Below are 17,735 nucleotides of genomic sequence, written 5' to 3'. Positions count from 1 at the left end.
ATGAAGATGAACCTGTACCAATACGACATGAAAAAAGGAATACTTTCCCTGCTGGGAACCATTCTCCTTTTCACCACACAGGCCCAAACCGGGAAAAGCCCGCTTACCCTGGCCGACGAATATTTTGCTGCGGGAGAGTATTACACCGCTGCCCACCTGTATGGACAGTACCTTAAACCCATCGTGAAGACACGTGCAGTAGGTGATTTCCCTTTGAGTATAAAATCAAGGAGAGGTGGTACAGCTGCTGTTGTGCGTAACAAAGAGGAAGTACTGGCTAAAATGGCAGAAAGCTATCGCCTGGCACACTACTGGCAGGAGGCCTCTTCGATCTATCAAACACTGGCCAGTTCCAATCCGGATTCCTATGTGGATGGCCTGTACTGGTTTGCTGTTTGCCAGCGAAGCCTGGGTCATTATGATTCTGCGAGACAAAGCCTGGAACAATATATTGAAACACGTTCTTCAGTTAAGAAATGGGATGAGGCTGCAAAAAAAGAATTACAAACCCTGCAATATATCCAGCAACAACTGGCCCGGCCCGATTCCATTCTTTTTCAGGTAAAGAAAGTGGATGCAACAGGTAGTTTTGAACGAGGCATGTTTGCCCTTACTCCCTATGCCGGTGGACAATTTCTTGTCAGCAGTACCAGGGCAGACTCTACAGTTTCCTTAACTGAAAATCCCAACAAGAGCAGTTTATATACAGCCAGTCTTCAGGGCAATCAACTTGGTGCATTAAGCCCGTTGGACATTCCTGCTGGAACACCTGGTTGGAATACGGGAGCAGCCAGTGTAAGCGCCGATGGACAGTGGTTATATTTCACCCAATGGAAAAAAGAGAATGGGCAAACTGTTTCCCAAATATGGATGGCCCGGAAGAATGGTACATCCTGGGGCAACCCTGAACTGGCCAATTCCTTGAACAGCGCCGGCTCCAACAGCAAACAACCTTATTGCTCTGCCGATGGCAAATATCTTTATTTCAGTTCCGATCGGAAAAATGGCAAAGGAGGTTTTGATATCTGGGTCGCTTCGCTGGATGCGCAAGGAAAACCTGGCACACCCATCAATGCCGGAGCCATGGTGAACACACCCGGAGATGAAATTGCACCCTATTATCAATCCAGCTCCACTACCCTGGTCTATAGTTCCAATGGGAAAGGTGGTATGGGTGGGTTTGACCTCTTTAGTGTGGAAGGAAAAGAGAATGAATGGGTACACCCGCTGAACCTGGGTCATCCCGTGAATTCATCCAGAGATGATATCTATTTCTACGCTGCCGAAAACCAGTCTTTACTGGCTCATGCCCTGGTTGGATCTGACCGTGGTACTGGATGCTGCCTGGAAACCTATCAGGTAACCAAAAAGCCAAAAACTCAATCCATGTCGGGTATCATTCTGGATTGCAAAACAGGTAGCCCCCTTGCCGATGCAGAGGTTATACTCAAACAAAATGGCAAGGCTATAGCCCAGACAACCACAAATGAACAAGGTCAATATCGTTTTCAAATGGAGGGCGAAAGGGCGAAAGGGCTCTCCGTTCATTTGAAAAAGTCGGAATTCACTGACACCACCCAATCGCTGGTCACCAGCAATATTGATGAATCAGATCTTCTGTCGGACCGTATCGCTTTTGAACCAGCCTGTATTGCGCCGGTAGAACCACCTCCTGTAGAAAAACTCGTCATTCGGGTAGAAGATGTGGTGACTGTTTATTTTGACTTTGACAAACACAACCTAAAATCACCAGCCGTTGCTAAACTTGATTCCATCTACACCGTGCTCCTCGAGAACCCGGGTGCGACCATTCAGATCTCGGGATATACCGATGGATTGGGAACTGAAAACTATAACAAGATCCTGTCCGACAAACGCGCGCGGGCTTGCGCCAACTATCTCATCAAGAAAGGGATCGACCCCGTGCGGATCAGTTTTGTCTCCTTTGGCGCCTGCTGCCCCGTGGAGATGGAACTCCTGAACGGACGCGATAACCCCGATGGACGGAGCAAGAACCGGAGGGCATTGATCAATGTGAAGAAATACTAGATATTTTGCTGTTAGCTGTTAGCCATTAGCCATTTCCTAATGGCTAACAACTAATAGCTAATCGCTTCTCGTAAATACCCCCATTTCCCCCTAATTTCCCTACCTTTGCGGCTTCTTAAACGAAGCGAAAATGATCAGTGTCAACAACGTAACCCTCTCCTATGGAAAAAGGGTCCTGTTCGATGAGGTTTCCCTGAATTTCACCAAAGGCAATTGCTACGGCGTAATCGGTGCCAACGGCGCTGGTAAATCCACCTTTTTAAAGATCCTGAGCGGTGAGATCGAACCCAATAAAGGAACGATAACCATCAGCCCCGGAGAACGGATGGCCGTCCTCAAACAAAACCATTTTGAATTTGATGAAGTAACTGTGCTGAATACGGTGCTGATGGGGCATAGCAAACTCTGGGCAGTTAGCAAAGAAAGGGAGACGATCTATGCCAAAGAAGACTTTACCGAGGAGGACGGAATGCGTGCAGGTGAGTTGGAACACGAGTTTGGCGAAATGGGTGGATATGAATCGGAGAGCAATGCTGCTGCCCTGCTGAGTGACCTTGGTGTAAAAGAACAATTTCACGCCAGCCGGATGAAAGATATTCCCGGTAACCTTAAGGTACGGGTGTTATTGGCACAGGCCCTGTTTGGGAATCCGGATATTTTATTGTTGGATGAGCCGACCAACGGACTCGATATTGAAACCATCAGTTGGCTGGAGAATTTTCTGGCCGATTATGAGAACATTGTACTTGTGGTAAGTCACGACCGCCACTTTCTGGACGGTGTATGTACCCATGTGGCCGATGTGGACCGTCAGAAGATCAAGATCTTTACCGGTAACTATACCTTCTGGTACGAATCATCCCAATTGATGGCCCGCCAATTGAGTGATAAGAATAAAAAAGTTGAAGATAAACGTCAGGCCCTGATCGATTTTATCGCGCGCTTTAGTGCGAATGCGTCCAAATCAAGACAGGCGACTGCAAGAAAAAAGGCGCTGGAAAAACTCACCATTGAAGAGATCGAACCGAGTAACCGGAAATACCCAGGCATCATCTTCCAGCCACAACGCGAAGTGGGTAACCAGATCCTGAACGTGGAGAAACTGAGCAAGACGGTGGATGGCCGTGTGTTGTTTCAGGATGTCAGTTTTACAGTCAATAAAGGTGATAAGATCGCTTTTTATAGCCGCGATCCGCTGGCGATCACCAGCTTCTTTGATATCATCAATAACGAAGCAAAACCCGATACCGGAAAATTTGAATGGGGTACTACTGTCACCACGGCCTATCTGCCTGTGGAGAACAGCAAGTATTTTACCGAAGAACTCAATCTGATGGATTGGTTGCGTCAATACGTACCCGACTGGGTCACCGATGCCGATGAACCATTTATCCGTGGCTTCCTGGGTAAAATGTTGTTCAGTGGCGATGATATCATGAAGAAAACAAAAGTGCTTAGCGGAGGAGAGAAAGTGCGTTGTATGATCAGCCGCATGATGTTACAAAGTCCGAACTGTATCATCCTTGACCAACCGACCAACCATCTTGACCTGGAAAGTATCCAGAGCTTTAACGAACAATGCGTAGCCTATAAAGGAATCGTTCTTCTTTCTTCGCATGACCACACTTTCATGGAAACTGTGGCCAACCGGGTGATCGAACTGACACCTTCCGGTATCATCGACCGTTTGATGACCTTTGATGAATACCTGGAGAATGAACGAGTGCACCAGTTACGGGAAGAGATGTATGGAGCCTTTACAGAGTCCTGAACTCAAAATTAACGTATGGACATCCGGATCATTAAGCATGGCACTCCCTCCTACACAGAAATGGTAGAGCTCCGCCGTGAAGTATTGCGCAAACCACTTGGGCTTGACTTTACACAGGAACAATTAGACAAGGAAAAAGAGGATGTAATTGTAGCCGGTATGGAAGCCGGTCAGGTAGTCGCCTGTTGTATCCTAACGCCGCATGAAGAAGGCATTCTCCAATTACGCCAGATGGCAGTCTCCTCAGAGATACAATCCAAAGGAAGGGGAAGGGCGATCGTGGAATTTGCAGAAAGCTGGGCCATGGGGAACGGATATCATACCCTGATGATGCATGCCCGTGATGTAGCGATCGGGTTTTATGAAAAATGTGGTTACTCCCTCGTGGGAGAAGGTTTCACTGAAGTGGGTATTGCCCACCACCTGATGGTGAAAAAGCTCTGATCAATTGTCCACTTCGGTCTCGTAGAAACCGGCATTGGCCAGCAGCGTAATCGGCTCGATATAATTCAACAATGTATTGCGGATGATCTCCTTGATCTCGGTCTGGCTGATACAATAAGCCGCATTGGTCAGCGACAATTTGTAGGAACTGATCTTGTACAAGGCCAAACGGGAAACATCCATGGTGTTATCGTCGATGAACTGAAATTGCTCGGCGATATAAGCGGAGTCGTTGTGGTACGGGACAGTCATACCTTGGTGGATTTGGTTTTTACAGATAAAGGATCTTGTCTAAAACGTAAAAGTTCTCTTAAAATTGTACCCCGCTATCCGTTGATCCTTAAAAGTTTATGTAGAATTTGACCGACAGCAGGTGCCGGGTGTGTTAAGGTAATTTAGCAAATAAAGGATTGGTACTGAATTTGTTGAACAAGGTTTAAACAGTAAATTTACCTTTAAATAATTGTCCCTGAAGCGATTCAAGAAAATAAGCCTCTGGGTTCTCGGGATCCTGCTCTTCCTGCTAACCGCCTGCTACCTGATGATCCAGTCTGAATGGGGACAGAATTATATCACCCGGCAGGTCACCAGCCGTCTTTCCAAAAAACTCAATGCCCAGGTCAGAATCGGCCATATCAGCCTCTCGCTTTTCAACAAAATCAATATCGATGATGTACTGGTGGAAGACCAGCACCAGGATACCTTGATGACTGCCGGCCGGATTCGGGTACGCATCACCGATTGGTTCTTTGTAAAAGATGAAGTAGAACTGAAGTACATTGGGTTGGAAGATGCCCATGTGCTATTGAAAAGAACGGACTCGGTTTGGAATTATCAATTCCTCGTTGATTATTTTTCCGGTGGAGGGGGTAGCGGTAAAGGAGGTGTTGAACTTGACCTCAAGAAAATAGAATTAACCAATGTCCATTTTGATCAGATCGACCAATGGCGGGGTGAGGATATGAAATTTTTTGTTGGCAAACTCGACCTGGATGCGGAAGCCATCAATTTTGGACAGAAACAAGCGAACATTAATAGCCTTGTTCTCTCCCAACCCGAATTACTGATCCGCCAATATACAGGCAACCGACCTCAAAAAACTACTGTAAAATCACCCGAAGTCCTGAAGGGCGAAAAAGTCATTGACTCCCTTTTAAAATGGAATAAAGCAGGCTGGGTATTACAGGCCGATCTGATCGAGATCAAAAATGGTTCCTTTCGTACGGAAAGAGCCGGTAAGGAACCCCTTCCCTATTTTGATGGTCAGCATATCGCCTTTACTTCGATAAAAGCAGAATTCCGGCAACTACATTGGGAAAAAGATACCATTCAGACACAGCTTAGCCTGAGCAGTAAGGAGCGCAGCGGGTTTGAAGTAAAATCCATGGTAGCCGATGCCAAAGTGACCCCCGAGAGCATGGCTTTTACAAAAATGGAGATCCGTACAAACAAGAGTATCATTCGTCAGGCCTATACCATGCGGTATGAGGATTTCAATAATGATATGGGTGACTATATCAATAAGGTAAGCATGGAAGCTGATTTCGCTGATGCGGAGATCGACAGTGATGATATTGCATTCTTTTCCCCTAACCTCTCCGAATGGAAAAAGAAGATCCGGGTAAATGGAAGGGCGCGTGGCACCGTAAGTGATTTATTTGCGGATAACCTGGAGATCAGTGCTGGCGAAAATACCTACCTGAATGGAGACATCAGTCTGGTGGGATTGCCGGATATCGATCAAACCTTTATTGACTTTAAGGCCAATCGGTTCAGGACCAACTACGCTGATGCAGCGGGCCTGTTTCCTCAATTACGTAAAGTGAAAAACCCCAAACTCAGTTCCATCAACTACCTTGACTTTACGGGTAGCTTCACCGGGTTCATTCGCGACTTTGTAACCTATGGAAATATCCAGACCAACCTCGGCCGGATAACAACTGACTTAAACATGAAACTTCCGGCAGGAAGGGCCCCCATTTATTCAGGTAGTATTTCCGCCAATAATTTTCAGCTGGATAAATTTCTGGACAATTCGAATCTTGGATCAATCACCTTTGATGGAAAAGTACTTGGCCGTGGATTGGAGTGGGAAAGCCTGGTAGCAGGAATTGACGGCCGGATCAAATCCGTGATTGTTAAAAATTATGAGTATAAAAATATCACCCTGAACGGGCAAATGGATAAACGCCGGTTTACCGGTTTAGCCACCGCAGAGGACGAAAACCTGGATATGAAAATGAACGGGGTGATCGATCTCAATGGAGAAACGCCCAGTTTCGACCTGGTGGCAGAGATCAACAGGGCTTCTTTAAAAGCACTCAATCTTTCCAATGAGAACCTGGGTGTGACCGGAAAATTCAACCTGAACTTCACCGGTGACAATATTGATAACTTTTTAGGAACGATCACCGGCTCCAATATTGAATTCGTTCGGGACACGATCAGTCTTTACCTTAAAGGGCTTTCCGTTATTTCTGATATTGAGGATGGAAAGAAACTGCTTAGTCTTGAATCGGATGAATTCTCCGGTGAGGTGGAAGGCGATTTTTCCCTGCGTGAACTACCGGCTGCCTTTACTCTTTTTCTGAACAAATACTACCCCTCCTATGTCGCCCCTCCCCGGCAGGACCCTGGAAAGGAAGTGTTTACTTTTTCCATCCGGACAAGGTATATAGATGACCTGACCAAGATCATCGACCCGCGAATTTCCGGACTTAGCAATAGTACCATCAAGGGAAGGATTAATCTGCCAAAAAACGAACTGGAGCTCGATGCCGATATCCCCTATTTTGCCTATAATAATATCCAATTCAATAATACGCAGGTACAGGCCCGGGGTGACCTCGAAAAACTGAGCTTTACCGGCGCGGTTGACCAGGTCAACTTCAGTGACAGTACCTATCTGCCCAATACCAAATTGAGTTTTGTTTCACAAAATGACATCTCGGATGTCCGGATCATTACCGACCGGAATTCGGGAACACTGGGTAGCACAGAGATCGGAGCCCGCGTCCAAACCTTTGATGACGGTGTATCCATTCAGTTTGATTCCTCTTCCTTTGTGCTGAATGGGAAAAAATGGAGTATTGATGAAAATGGAGAACTTAGTCTGCGAAAGAATACGGTCTCCTATGGTCAGTTGATATTACGCGAAAGCAATCAGGAGATCAAACTCTCTACCATTCCTTCCGATGTAGGCGATTGGAATGATGTGCGTATCGATCTGAAAGATATCAACCTGGGGGATATTTCTCCCTATGTGATGAAAAATGGACGAGTGGAAGGTGCCGCATCGGGCACAGTCATGATCGAAGATCCACAGAACAAATTAAATATTCTTTCAGATATCCGCACCAATGAGTTGCGTTGGGATGATGACTCGATCGGGCAGGTCAATGCCAATATTACGTTTATCAGTAAGACCGGTGAATTGACAGGAAAAGCCGTCAACACAAATCCGGACGAAAAAGTGGCACTTGACCTGAAATTTAATTTAAAGGATTCAACAGGTACCATTGACGATGTGCTGGAGGTGAATGCGGAGAATTACCCCATCAATATCGTAGAACGATTTACCGGCGCACTGTTCTCTGATCTCGAAGGCTATGCAACGGGGAAGGTCAAACTCATCAATCCGGGTGGAAAGATCAAAGTGATAGGCAAACCCAGATTACGTAATGCAGCCGTCACCGTAGATTTTACCAAATGCCGGTATGAATTACAGGATACCGAAATTGAGTTCACCGAAGACGAGATCAATCTGGGGACGCTTACGTTACGTGACCGTTTCCAGCGGCAGGCTACGGTACAAGGATGGATACGACACAAATCATTTGGTGATATGTCGTACAATATAACAGCGCGAACCGGTGTATTGCCATTGGAGTTGTTGAACACCACTGAAAAGGATAATCAAACTTTCTTTGGCCGGGCAAGAGGAACAGGTTCACTGGTGTTGACCGGACCTCAATCCGATATGCAACTTAAGATCAATGCAACGGCTTCCAATAACGACAGCTCCTATATCACAATTCTTTCGTCGGACAGCCGCGAATCAGGCATTTCCGATTTTATGGTGGAGAGACAATATGGTCAGGAGATGATCGCCGGGCGTACCCAGGGAGGGGAAACAAATATCACCTACGATGTGGACCTCCGGGCCAACACCCTGGTCACTATCAATGTGATCCTTGACCCATTGACCGGTGATCAGATTCAGGGCAGGGGTACCGGTGACCTGAAAATCCGTTCAGGTACGAGTGAAGATCTTTCCATTCGCGGTCGGTATGATATCACCGAGGGAAGTTATATGTTCACCTTCCAGTCCTTTATCCGCAAACCATTTGAATTATTGAAAAATGCCGGAAACTATATTGAATGGACCGGTGACCCTTATAATGCCAATATCCGGATCGACGCGATGTATAAGAATGATAAAAAGGTCAGCTTCGCCCCTATCGTCAATAGTGGTGTCAATCTCAACAGCAATAACGCGAATATCCGGGACTATGTTTATGTGATCGCGAAACTGAGAGGTGATCTCTTCCGTCCCGATATCAGTTTTGCCCTCGATTTTCCCGAAGGCAGTCCCGCCAAGACCGACCCCGAACTTTCCTTCACTTTTAAACAGCTTCAGAACAATGAAGATGAATTGAATAAACAGGTAGCCTATCTGATCCTGTCGGATAATTTCGCTCCGCTGGGCAATTCCACCGCCGACATCACTTCGTTTGGAGATGCCGTGGTCAATACCATCACAGGAAAGATCGCCAATGAAGTAAACAAGTTGCTGAATAACTTTTTGACCAAGATCGATCCCAACCTGCGTATCAATTTCAGCAGTTCTTTCCAGCGTGATTTCTTTAACCAGAGTACAAGCACGATAGGCTTTGACCGTGCCAGCTCCAATCTTACCATAGGACGATCCTTTCTTGACAACCGGATCATCTTAACCGTTGAAGGCGCTTTTGATGTACCCATCAGGGCCGACGCCAACTATTCCACTCAGTTGCTCCCCAATATTACCACGGAGATATTGATCAATAAAAGCGGGTCCCTCCGAGCGACCTTCTTCTACAAAGAAAATATTGATTTTCTGACCGGCGCCAGCTTTACCTCCAACAGTAAGGCCCGTAAATATGGAACGAGCCTGGCCTTTCGGAAAGAATTTGATTATATATTACCAAGAAAAAAGAAAAAGAAATCACCTTAGCGATTTTTCTCGCAGCGCACGCAAAGAAATTGGAGGACGCAGCGGCCTTAATCAAATCGAAATGAAGACTGTCGTTGCGCTCGCATTATGCTTTGCGTACGCCGCGAGAAACAAAAAAAATCACTACATGCCAACCATCCTCGCCATAGAATCCAGTTGTGACGAAACATCAGCGGCTGTCTGCCGCGACGGAAAGATTCTATCCAATCTCATCGCTACGCAAAAAGTGCATGAGGCCTATGGTGGCGTTGTACCTGAACTCGCATCCCGCGCACATATGCAAAAGATCGTTCCGGTAGTACATGAAGCCCTGCAGGCTGCAGGCATAAAGCCAACCGAAATAGACGCGATAGGTTTTACCCGTGCCCCGGGCTTGATCGGTTCCTTACTCGTAGGCGCACAATTCGCCAAATCCATGGCACTCACCTTGAATGTACCCCTGATCGGTGTACACCACATGCAGGCACATGTATTGGCCAACCTGATCGATGAGCCCAGACCTGATTTTCCCTTTCTCTGCCTCACCGTTAGTGGCGGACACACACAGATCGTACGGTGCGATTCCCCAACCTCCATGCAGGTCATTGGAGAAACCATTGATGATGCGGCCGGAGAAGCATTTGATAAATCAGCCAAGTTAATCGGACTCCCCTATCCCGGTGGTCCCCTCATCGATAAATATGCAGCAACCGGGAATCCCAATCGTTTCAGGTTTCCCGAACCCCAGATACCCGGACTCAACTTTAGCTTTAGCGGGTTAAAGACCGCCATTCTCTATTTTTTACAAAATGCCGGTAAGAGCCAGGTGTATAAAGAAGAGAGCATGGCAACAGAGGAGGAACGTAAGTTATTTATAGAGCAAAATCTGGCTGATATCTGTGCCTCCATTCAAAGCCGTATTGTTAGCATCCTGCTGAATAAAGTAAAGAAGGCCGCCATTCTTACCGGTATCCGTGACATCTGTATTGCAGGAGGAGTGTCTGCCAACAGCGGGTTGCGAAAATCGTTTGAGGAACTTGGGAAAGAACAGGGATGGAATACATTTATCCCCGCTTTTCAGTATTGTACGGACAATGCCGGAATGATCGCCATTACCGCTTACTACAAATTTCTCGAAGGAGAGCGATCCCCTCTTGATACAACGGTTACGGCCCGTTCAGAATTTGAATCCTGAACCCCATGCCCAATCCTTATTTTCAGTTCAAACAATTTACGGTGTATCATGACCGGTGTGCCATGAAGGTTACCACCGATGCCTGTATGTTTGGCGCCTGGGTAGCCCAAAATCTTGCACAACAGGAGAACGGTGTTAAATCTTTTCTGGATATTGGCACCGGCACGGGCCTGCTTAGCCTCATGATCGCGCAACAAACACAGGCCCGGATAGATGCCATTGAGATCGACCCCCAGGCTGCGGCGCAGGCCACAGAAAATATAAAAGCCTCCCCCTGGTCAGACAGGATCAACGTGATCACAGAAGACCTGCATCATTTTCACCCCGAAAAAAAATATGACCAGATCATAAGCAATCCCCCTTTTTATGAAAAGGAAATACCATCCGCCAGCCCGGGTAAACAGGCCGCGCACCATGGAGAAGGGTTATTGCTGGAGGAATTATTTGATTGGGTAAAAAACAATATGAAGCAGGAGGGAAGGTTTCATGCGTTGTTGCCGTTCAAACGTAAACAAGCTATTCATACCATGCTACATAAGGCAGGGCTTTTTGTGGAGGAATGGGTCGAGATCAAACCGACAGGCAAGGCGTTGCCTTCGCGTATTTTATTACGCGCCTCCCTGGAAAAACCATTGTTAGTTTACGAATCGGAAGAGATTATAGCTATTGAGGGGAATGATTATAGTGCGTTCTTTCGTGGACTGGTGAAGGATTACTATTTGTGAAATCCGTTTCTCGTAGCGAACGCTGCGAGAAACTTCCTATAGGCCATTCACATAATCCTCCAAATATTTATACCCCTCCGTCAGCGACCCATTCTTTGCCATTGTCGCTCGGTCAATGATCGGGGAGCCACCTTTTACCAGGTCTTCCAAAATATACTTGATCAATTGTTCCCCAAAATACCGGCTTGCATCCCTTGGCAATTCATTCGGCAAATTTCCTACTGCCAAGACATCAATCGAATTGGGGAGATAAGGTGCCGTTTTTTCCAATGATTGCCGGTCCACTCCATATACAGGGCTTTCAATGGTCTGGTCACCCAGGTTGATCGGTACCGAACCATTCTCATCATCGGTAACATCGGAGATAGTTTGGATGATAAACCGGTCTGAACGGATGTCTTCTTTTTCAAAAAGCCGGGGCAATCCTTTTTCCCAATATACCCCGTTGAGCAGGATATCTGTTTGTTCTGAATACGGAAGAAACTTACATTGATAGTGATCCGGGTGATGGTGAAAATCTTCGCGACTGTATTTCCCTGTTTCTTTATGGGCATAAAGATCGGCTCCTTTCAATTGCGTATATACAGGATAGGAGAATCGCCTTGCCAGGTATTCATCTGGCTCCACCTCGTGTATCCCCATCAGGTTCATCACTTCCAGGAGGCCGTGGGCCACACGCCCTGAACCAGTAACAGCGATCTTAACGTTGGGGAGTCTTAATCCAAAATACGTGTGGATCAATTCCCGAAAACTTCTTTGTTTATAAACACGGTCAAGGTTATACAGGCCTTTCCGGAGTCCATAGGCCATCATCCCATTATGGGCCCCCACCACTCCGGCAAAAAAACCAAACCCGATGATCCGTTGCCCGTCTTCATGCTCCAGGCACTCGTAATCCACCAGGGTGATCTTTTTGTCCAATATAGCTTTCAGGAGACCCCGGTTATGTGGTTGTTTCTTTTTGGTATGGGAAAAGAAGAGGTAGGTTTTACCGGGTATGAGTTGATCCACCGGAACCTCCTTAATGCCAAAAAAGATATCGCACTCGTTTATATCCTCCTTTACTTCCACCCCGGCATGGAGGTAGTCGCGGTCTGGGAAACACCGGTCCGGGGAATGTTGTACGATGATTTTCACCTGATCGCTCATTCTGTGTACCCATTTACATTGGGCGGGTGTCAGGGCCACCCTGTTATCGGCCGGTCTCTTTCCTTCCCGTATCAGTCCTATTTTAATCATATGGCTTAAATCTTGGGCAAATTTGCCAGTAATTCGGCAAACGAACAAACTGATGATAATCAATCAAATAATCTAAAATATGTAATATTTTAGCACAAAATTTGCTAATAGAGGCATACGGGTGGTTACATTTGCCCGTTTGAGTAGTACAAAAAGAAAAAGCATGGGATCAAGGGTCTTATTTTCCTTACTCAGTATAGCGATGCTAGGCTTTACCTGGTCATGTCGGAAAGGTGATGCCAAGGAGAACCCCTATGTACTGAGCTATGGTGATTCGATCTTTTATGTAAATCCAGCATTGGGTGAGTATGAGATCCGGCCTACCGAGGTGAGACCTGGTGAATACATCGGTTTCCCCGATGGTGTTGAAATCGATGACGATAACGGTACTATCAAGGTCAATAATTCAGAAAGTGGACTCCGGTATAAGATCACCCATGTATCTCCCGACGGTGACTCTACCTCCACCATGATCGTTGTTTCCGGATTAAATTTTTACGATAAGATCTACAACCTGGCCAATAATGATACCCTGGCCATTCCGGTATATAATGCCAATGGACAACCGTATCAACCCGGTTTATTTGGCACCGGCACCAATAATGTATTTGATGATGGCAATGGTTGTAATAGTCAGGGATGTGCCGTTTCCCTGAGCAATGGCTCTATCAATCTCCTGTCCACCATGCGCAATGGCGGCCTGTTGAGCAGCAATGATGACCAAAAGGAATTTACCTATTATTACCGGATGGATGACCCCAGCCGAAAAGAACTGAATAAACTCAAGATCAAACTCTATTATTACAATACCCAGGCGGATATTCCCCAATACCTCTGGGATATTCTCCTGGTCGACCATGCCGGCACCATTCTGCGTACAGGTGGCACCCAAAGGCTGGCACGTCCCCGCCCCCCCTGCATTATCATTGTTGGGCAATGATAGCTCTCTGTATTTGATTACATTTGACCAATCAATATGGTTGGCTTGCGGCGATACCTGTTCATCACTATCCTCTTCTTCAGCGGTATAATTTTGCTTCCGTTCATAAAGGGACAGCAGGAAGAAACCAGTCTGTCTGCCTTTCTTGAAACTTACCGCCAGGTAAACCGGCTCTATGACTATGCTGATAATGCCTCTGAACGGCTTGGGCTGTCAGTAGAGGAAGAGGAAAGGTTAAACGAAGAGGCCCGAAAAGGGTTTGTGGCACTACTGGAGCGCATGGACCAGTCAGGTATCCCCTATGATTCCCTGCGTTTTTATTGTCATTTTAAAAGCGGTGAGATCGATCACTACTTTGGCCGACTAGCCGAGGCGCAAGCGCATTACCGTGCTGCCATTACGGTCAAATCCATCCATCTTGGTATTAAGGACTCCTCCCTTTTTAAACCCTTGCTGTATAGCGGAAATATTTACTATTCGCTTGGCAACATGGATTCCGCGCTTTTTCAGTTCAAGGAGGCTGAAGCGATAGCCGATCTCTATCCCCAGGGGATACAGGAATCGGGGCGGTTGTTCAATTCACTCGGGGCTCTTTTTTATGAGACGGGAAATTTTCGGCAGGCCCGAAATTATTTTGCCAAAGCGGTTTCCACCCTCCCCCGGTCGGATGTCAACTACAAAGAATTCTTTGTCAGCTATAACAATAACCTGGCGGCTACCCTTACCAAACTGGAGGAATACGACGAGGCCATTGAACTTTACAAACAGATACTACCCTTTAATGTCAGTCGCCATGATATCCTGCATAATATGGGTATTATCAATCTCAACCTGGGCTCCATTCGTAGTTCGCTTCAGTATTTTAGTCAGATCCCTTTGAAAGGCCCGGTTGCCGCCCGGTTGGCCAATAATTTTGCATTGGCCTATTTCAATCTGAAAAACTATGATTCGAGTAAATACTATTTACAACTTGCCGAAAAGCTAAACCAGGAACAACAAGGAAGCCGGAAGAATTCAACACTGGGTCTCACCCTGCGGTATAAAGGGGATGTACTAAGTGCAGAAGGTGAACAGGAAAAAGCAGTGGTGCTTTACCATAAGGCCATCATTCAATTTGACAATGACTTCAATAACCCGGATATCTTTATCAACCCAGGCGCCTATTCCGGAATTTTCTCCTATATCAATTTGTTCAATACCCTTTCGGCCAAGGCGGCCGCTTTTCAATTATGGTATGACCAGAAAAAAGATATACAATTACTCAAGGCTGCATTGGATGCCTATCGTTCTGCCTTCCGTTTGGCGGATTATGTAGAGCGAAACTATGATTCAGATGAGGCCCGTTTATTCCTTAACCGGATCAAATACAATATTCACCATAAGCCGATCGACCTTTGCATAACCCTTCATCAGCTTACGGGAGAAGCTTTTTACCAGGAAGAGGCCTACCTTTTTGATCAGCGTAATAAGGCGTCGATTCTTAGTTTGAATATTCGCGAGGCAGAGCTGAAAACCCGGGGTGATATTCCTGCTGCCCTGGTACAGGAAGAGAACCGGATACGGAGAAACCTGACCCGGTTATCCATCAAGGCCGGCAATTTAACCGATTCCCTTCAACTCGCTACGCTTAATAATCAGATCAGAGACCAGGAGATCGAGCTGGGAAGGATACAGGATAAAATGCGAGAATCGGGTGGTGACAGGGATATCTCGATTGTAGAAAGGATTCCTTCTTTAAAAAAAATGCAGGAGAATATCCTCGACAGCCGAACCGCGTTACTCTCTTTTCATTTGTCAGAAGAACACATGCTGGCCTATGTTATCCGTCGGGGAAGTTTTCACTATAAGATCATCCCCATCGATCCGACTTTCTTTACCCGAATTGATTCCTTTCTTATAAGGTTAAGACTTACCGGTCAGGGTACACACCGCGACCTGTTGACCCTTTCCGGAAACCTGTATGACCAACTCATAGAACCCATTCGTGCGGATTTGAATGGCATCCAACGGCTGATTATCATCCCTGATGATGAACTGAACTATATTCCATTTGAAACACTGACCGATACCCAAGGCCGTTACTTATTGGAGGATTTCAGCATCCAATACCAATATACAACCGCCTTGCTGGATAAGCGTGTCCCAATCACTTCCATTCCGGGACTTACCCTTGGACTGGCTCCTTTTAGTAACAAGGAGAAAAAGGGTGGCTTTGAGCCCCTGCCCTATTCTGCCAGCGAGTTAAGCGGCTTACCTGGTAATATTCTCTTTAATGAGAAAGCAACCAAGGATAGCCTGCTTTTTTATGCCAACCGCTATCCCATCATTCATTTCGCTACCCATGCCCGGGCGAATGATTCTGAACCCTTGCAATCCTATATCTCCTTTTATCCGGCCGACAGCCAGTATAAATTATTTGCCCGTGAGATCTACGATCTGCGGCTTGACTCCACCAACCTTGTAATTCTCAGTGCCTGTGAAACTGGTACGGGCCAATTGGTTCATGGAGAAGGAATGATGAGCCTGACCAGGGCCTTCTCCTATGCCGGCTGCCCCAATATTATTGCTTCGTTGTGGAAGGCAGAGGACAGGACCACTTCCTTTATCACGCGGCGATTGCATGATCATTTGCAAAAAGGGTTGACCAAAGATGCAGCGCTGAGACAAGCTAAACTTGATCTGCTGAATGATGAGAACATCGATCCGGTTTTGAAAACACCTGAATACTGGGGACACCTAATCTATATAGGTGAATATGAAACGCAGGTACATCGACCTGTATGGCAGTATGCCCTGCCTGCCCTGTTGATCATGGTAATACTTGTTGGTATCTCATTGGCACGGAAAAAAAAAACCCTGAACTTACCAGGGTAAGTTCAGGGGGTCAACATAGGAGTTGAAATATTTTATTGACGCAAGGTGATCGTGGGCAAATGTGTATCCTCTCCGCGGCGTACCACCACATTGGTGATCGTGGTGTCCTGATACCCGTTATTTCCGTCAAAGATCACGGTATAGGTACCTGGATTCAGTCCCATGATCTTGAATTCGCCATCATGTCTTTCCGGAATTGCGGTGGCTGTATCGGAGCCGTTGATCGCAAGTACCACCGGATCAGCCGCGGCAGGGAATACCCGTCCTTCGATCCGACCTGATTTTGTTTTAGTAAAGGCTTTGATATGGGCCTTCAACTCATAGCCATTATTATTGCCGGAGCCACTGTTATCCACCCGAATGGAACGGGCTGCATCAAAATCGATCCAGAATTGGACCTCACCCGGAGTAGGCATATCAAAATTCTCACTGCTGATATTGATCACCACTTCGCGGTCGTTGTCTTTTACTTTCAAGGGAAACCGCTGACCATCCTTCATCACACTGTTCTGTGTACCCAGGGTCAGGCGGATCTTGCGAATGTGTCCATTGGGTAAAGTACCTGTGGCAAAGAGCGTATCCAGGCCATTTCGAAAGCGCAGGATATTATATACTCCCGGTACAATGGTCAAGGAAACCCAACCATCGTTGGCCAGGGAATCATCTTCCAATTTCACTTCCAGTTGCTGGAGGTCAATAAACACACTGTCAAATACAGGTGTCTGGTGATCGGTCAGGTAAACGGTGAATTTAGACGGGCCATCGAGTCCCTCGGTTGCTGAATTTTCTTTTTGACAGGCATAGAAACCGATTACGCCAAGGGCCAGGAACAGAATAAATAAGGGGGTGTTTTTCATATACTGATTAATTTTTTGTGAAGGTTAGAAATTCATTGCTGGAGGCATTATCATCGCCCAGGCGGATCTCTGTATTGGTTGTAGACAGGATCTTCCAGTCATCTGTCAGTTCGCCCAGGGGTTTGTTGGCATCGATCTTTGGACCCAGGTCGATATTGAATTTAGCCGAGGTCACCGACCATGTTCCGCTTTGGGTAATGCCGTTCTTTACCGCGTTGATGGTGCCATTGTCATTAAAGGTGAAGGTGTAGCCTGCAAAATCGGTGGTTTCATCGTTCCCACTATCGGTGAACAAGGTAACCCGCCAGCTACCAGAGGTAGCTACCTGGCTGGTATTATTGCTGTCATCCAGGCGACTGGTGCAGGATACGAGGAGTATCGAAAGAAAAAGTCCGGTTAGCCAACTGTGTGTTGTTTTCATGATTATACTTTTATAAGGTGTGATAC

The 17,735-nt window shown here is 46.5% G+C and carries 12 protein-coding genes; 8 read left to right on the top strand and 4 right to left on the bottom strand.

The genetic code is table 11. From position 1 onward, the window contains the following. The 3 genes from J0M30_08580 (at window position 1) to J0M30_08570 (ending at window position 4,264) form a co-directional block, all read left to right on the top strand. Complete coding sequence (locus tag J0M30_08580; protein MBN8667547.1) at window positions 1-2,049, top strand: OmpA family protein; 2,049 nt, start codon at window positions 1-3, stop codon at window positions 2,047-2,049. Between the two features lie 130 nt (window positions 2,050-2,179). Beyond that, entirely contained in the window at window positions 2,180-3,820 is a 1,641-nt protein-coding gene (locus tag J0M30_08575; GenBank protein ID MBN8667546.1) for an ATP-binding cassette domain-containing protein, read from the top strand. A gap of 15 nt (window positions 3,821-3,835) precedes the next feature. Next, on the top strand, window positions 3,836-4,264 hold the full coding sequence (locus tag J0M30_08570; protein MBN8667545.1) for a GNAT family N-acetyltransferase: 429 nt from the start codon (window positions 3,836-3,838) through the stop codon (window positions 4,262-4,264). On the opposite strand, the gene J0M30_08565 is transcribed toward J0M30_08570, so the two are convergent. After that, window positions 4,265-4,516, bottom strand: a complete 252-nt coding sequence (locus J0M30_08565) for a hypothetical protein (GenBank protein ID MBN8667544.1) — start codon at window positions 4,514-4,516, stop codon at window positions 4,265-4,267. A 211-nt stretch (window positions 4,517-4,727) separates the two neighbouring features. On the opposite strand from J0M30_08565, the gene J0M30_08560 reads away from it, so the two are divergent. From J0M30_08560 to J0M30_08550, 3 genes are all read left to right on the top strand, one after another. Continuing rightward, the gene (locus tag J0M30_08560) at window positions 4,728-9,479 is read left to right on the top strand and encodes a translocation/assembly module TamB domain-containing protein (protein ID MBN8667543.1); all 4,752 of its coding nucleotides are present in this window, start codon (window positions 4,728-4,730) and stop codon (window positions 9,477-9,479) included. A 127-nt stretch (window positions 9,480-9,606) separates the two neighbouring features. Continuing rightward, window positions 9,607-10,653 (top strand): tRNA (adenosine(37)-N6)-threonylcarbamoyltransferase complex transferase subunit TsaD, encoded by a 1,047-nt coding sequence (gene tsaD, locus J0M30_08555; GenBank protein MBN8667542.1) that lies wholly within the window; start codon window positions 9,607-9,609, stop codon window positions 10,651-10,653. A gap of 5 nt (window positions 10,654-10,658) precedes the next feature. Further along, window positions 10,659-11,378 (top strand): methyltransferase, encoded by a 720-nt coding sequence (locus J0M30_08550; protein MBN8667541.1) that lies wholly within the window; start codon window positions 10,659-10,661, stop codon window positions 11,376-11,378. Window positions 11,379-11,414: 36 nt separating this feature from the next. Here J0M30_08550 and J0M30_08545 read toward each other — a convergent pair whose 3' ends face one another. Next, entirely contained in the window at window positions 11,415-12,617 is a 1,203-nt protein-coding gene (locus tag J0M30_08545; GenBank protein ID MBN8667540.1) for an alanine dehydrogenase, read from the bottom strand. A 163-nt stretch (window positions 12,618-12,780) separates the two neighbouring features. On the opposite strand from J0M30_08545, the gene J0M30_08540 reads away from it, so the two are divergent. Both J0M30_08540 and J0M30_08535 read left to right on the top strand, forming a co-directional pair. After that, a complete protein-coding gene (locus J0M30_08540) occupies window positions 12,781-13,557 on the top strand; it encodes a hypothetical protein (protein MBN8667539.1) in 777 nt (258 codons plus the stop codon). 45 nt (window positions 13,558-13,602) lie between these two features. Beyond that, on the top strand, window positions 13,603-16,431 hold the full coding sequence (locus J0M30_08535) for a CHAT domain-containing protein (protein ID MBN8667538.1): 2,829 nt from the start codon (window positions 13,603-13,605) through the stop codon (window positions 16,429-16,431). Between the two features lie 32 nt (window positions 16,432-16,463). Here J0M30_08535 and J0M30_08530 read toward each other — a convergent pair whose 3' ends face one another. Next, a complete protein-coding gene (locus tag J0M30_08530) occupies window positions 16,464-17,288 on the bottom strand; it encodes a DUF4382 domain-containing protein (GenBank protein MBN8667537.1) in 825 nt (274 codons plus the stop codon). A gap of 7 nt (window positions 17,289-17,295) precedes the next feature. After that, on the bottom strand, window positions 17,296-17,709 hold the full coding sequence (locus J0M30_08525; GenBank protein MBN8667536.1) for a hypothetical protein: 414 nt from the start codon (window positions 17,707-17,709) through the stop codon (window positions 17,296-17,298). Window positions 17,710-17,735: the final 26 nt, after the last annotated feature.

The sequence above is a fragment of the Chitinophagales bacterium genome (genome assembly GCA_017303415.1).
GTDB lineage: Bacteria > Bacteroidota > Bacteroidia > Chitinophagales > Chitinophagaceae > SpSt-398.
This window is presented reverse-complemented; position numbering and strand designations above follow the sequence as displayed.

Coding starts and splice junctions, on each gene's coding strand:
- J0M30_08580 (MBN8667547.1), top strand. CDS start 1: ATGAAGATGAACCTGTACCAATACGACATGAAAAAAGGAATACTTTCC.
- J0M30_08575 (MBN8667546.1), top strand. CDS start 2,180: ATGATCAGTGTCAACAACGTAACCCTCTCCTATGGAAAAAGGGTCCTG.
- J0M30_08570 (MBN8667545.1), top strand. CDS start 3,836: ATGGACATCCGGATCATTAAGCATGGCACTCCCTCCTACACAGAAATG.
- J0M30_08565 (MBN8667544.1), bottom strand. CDS start 4,516: ATGACTGTCCCGTACCACAACGACTCCGCTTATATCGCCGAGCAATTT.
- tsaD (MBN8667542.1), top strand. CDS start 9,607: ATGCCAACCATCCTCGCCATAGAATCCAGTTGTGACGAAACATCAGCG.
- J0M30_08550 (MBN8667541.1), top strand. CDS start 10,659: ATGCCCAATCCTTATTTTCAGTTCAAACAATTTACGGTGTATCATGAC.
- J0M30_08545 (MBN8667540.1), bottom strand. CDS start 12,617: ATGATTAAAATAGGACTGATACGGGAAGGAAAGAGACCGGCCGATAAC.
- J0M30_08540 (MBN8667539.1), top strand. CDS start 12,781: ATGGGATCAAGGGTCTTATTTTCCTTACTCAGTATAGCGATGCTAGGC.
- J0M30_08530 (MBN8667537.1), bottom strand. CDS start 17,288: ATGAAAAACACCCCCTTATTTATTCTGTTCCTGGCCCTTGGCGTAATC.
- J0M30_08525 (MBN8667536.1), bottom strand. CDS start 17,709: ATGAAAACAACACACAGTTGGCTAACCGGACTTTTTCTTTCGATACTC.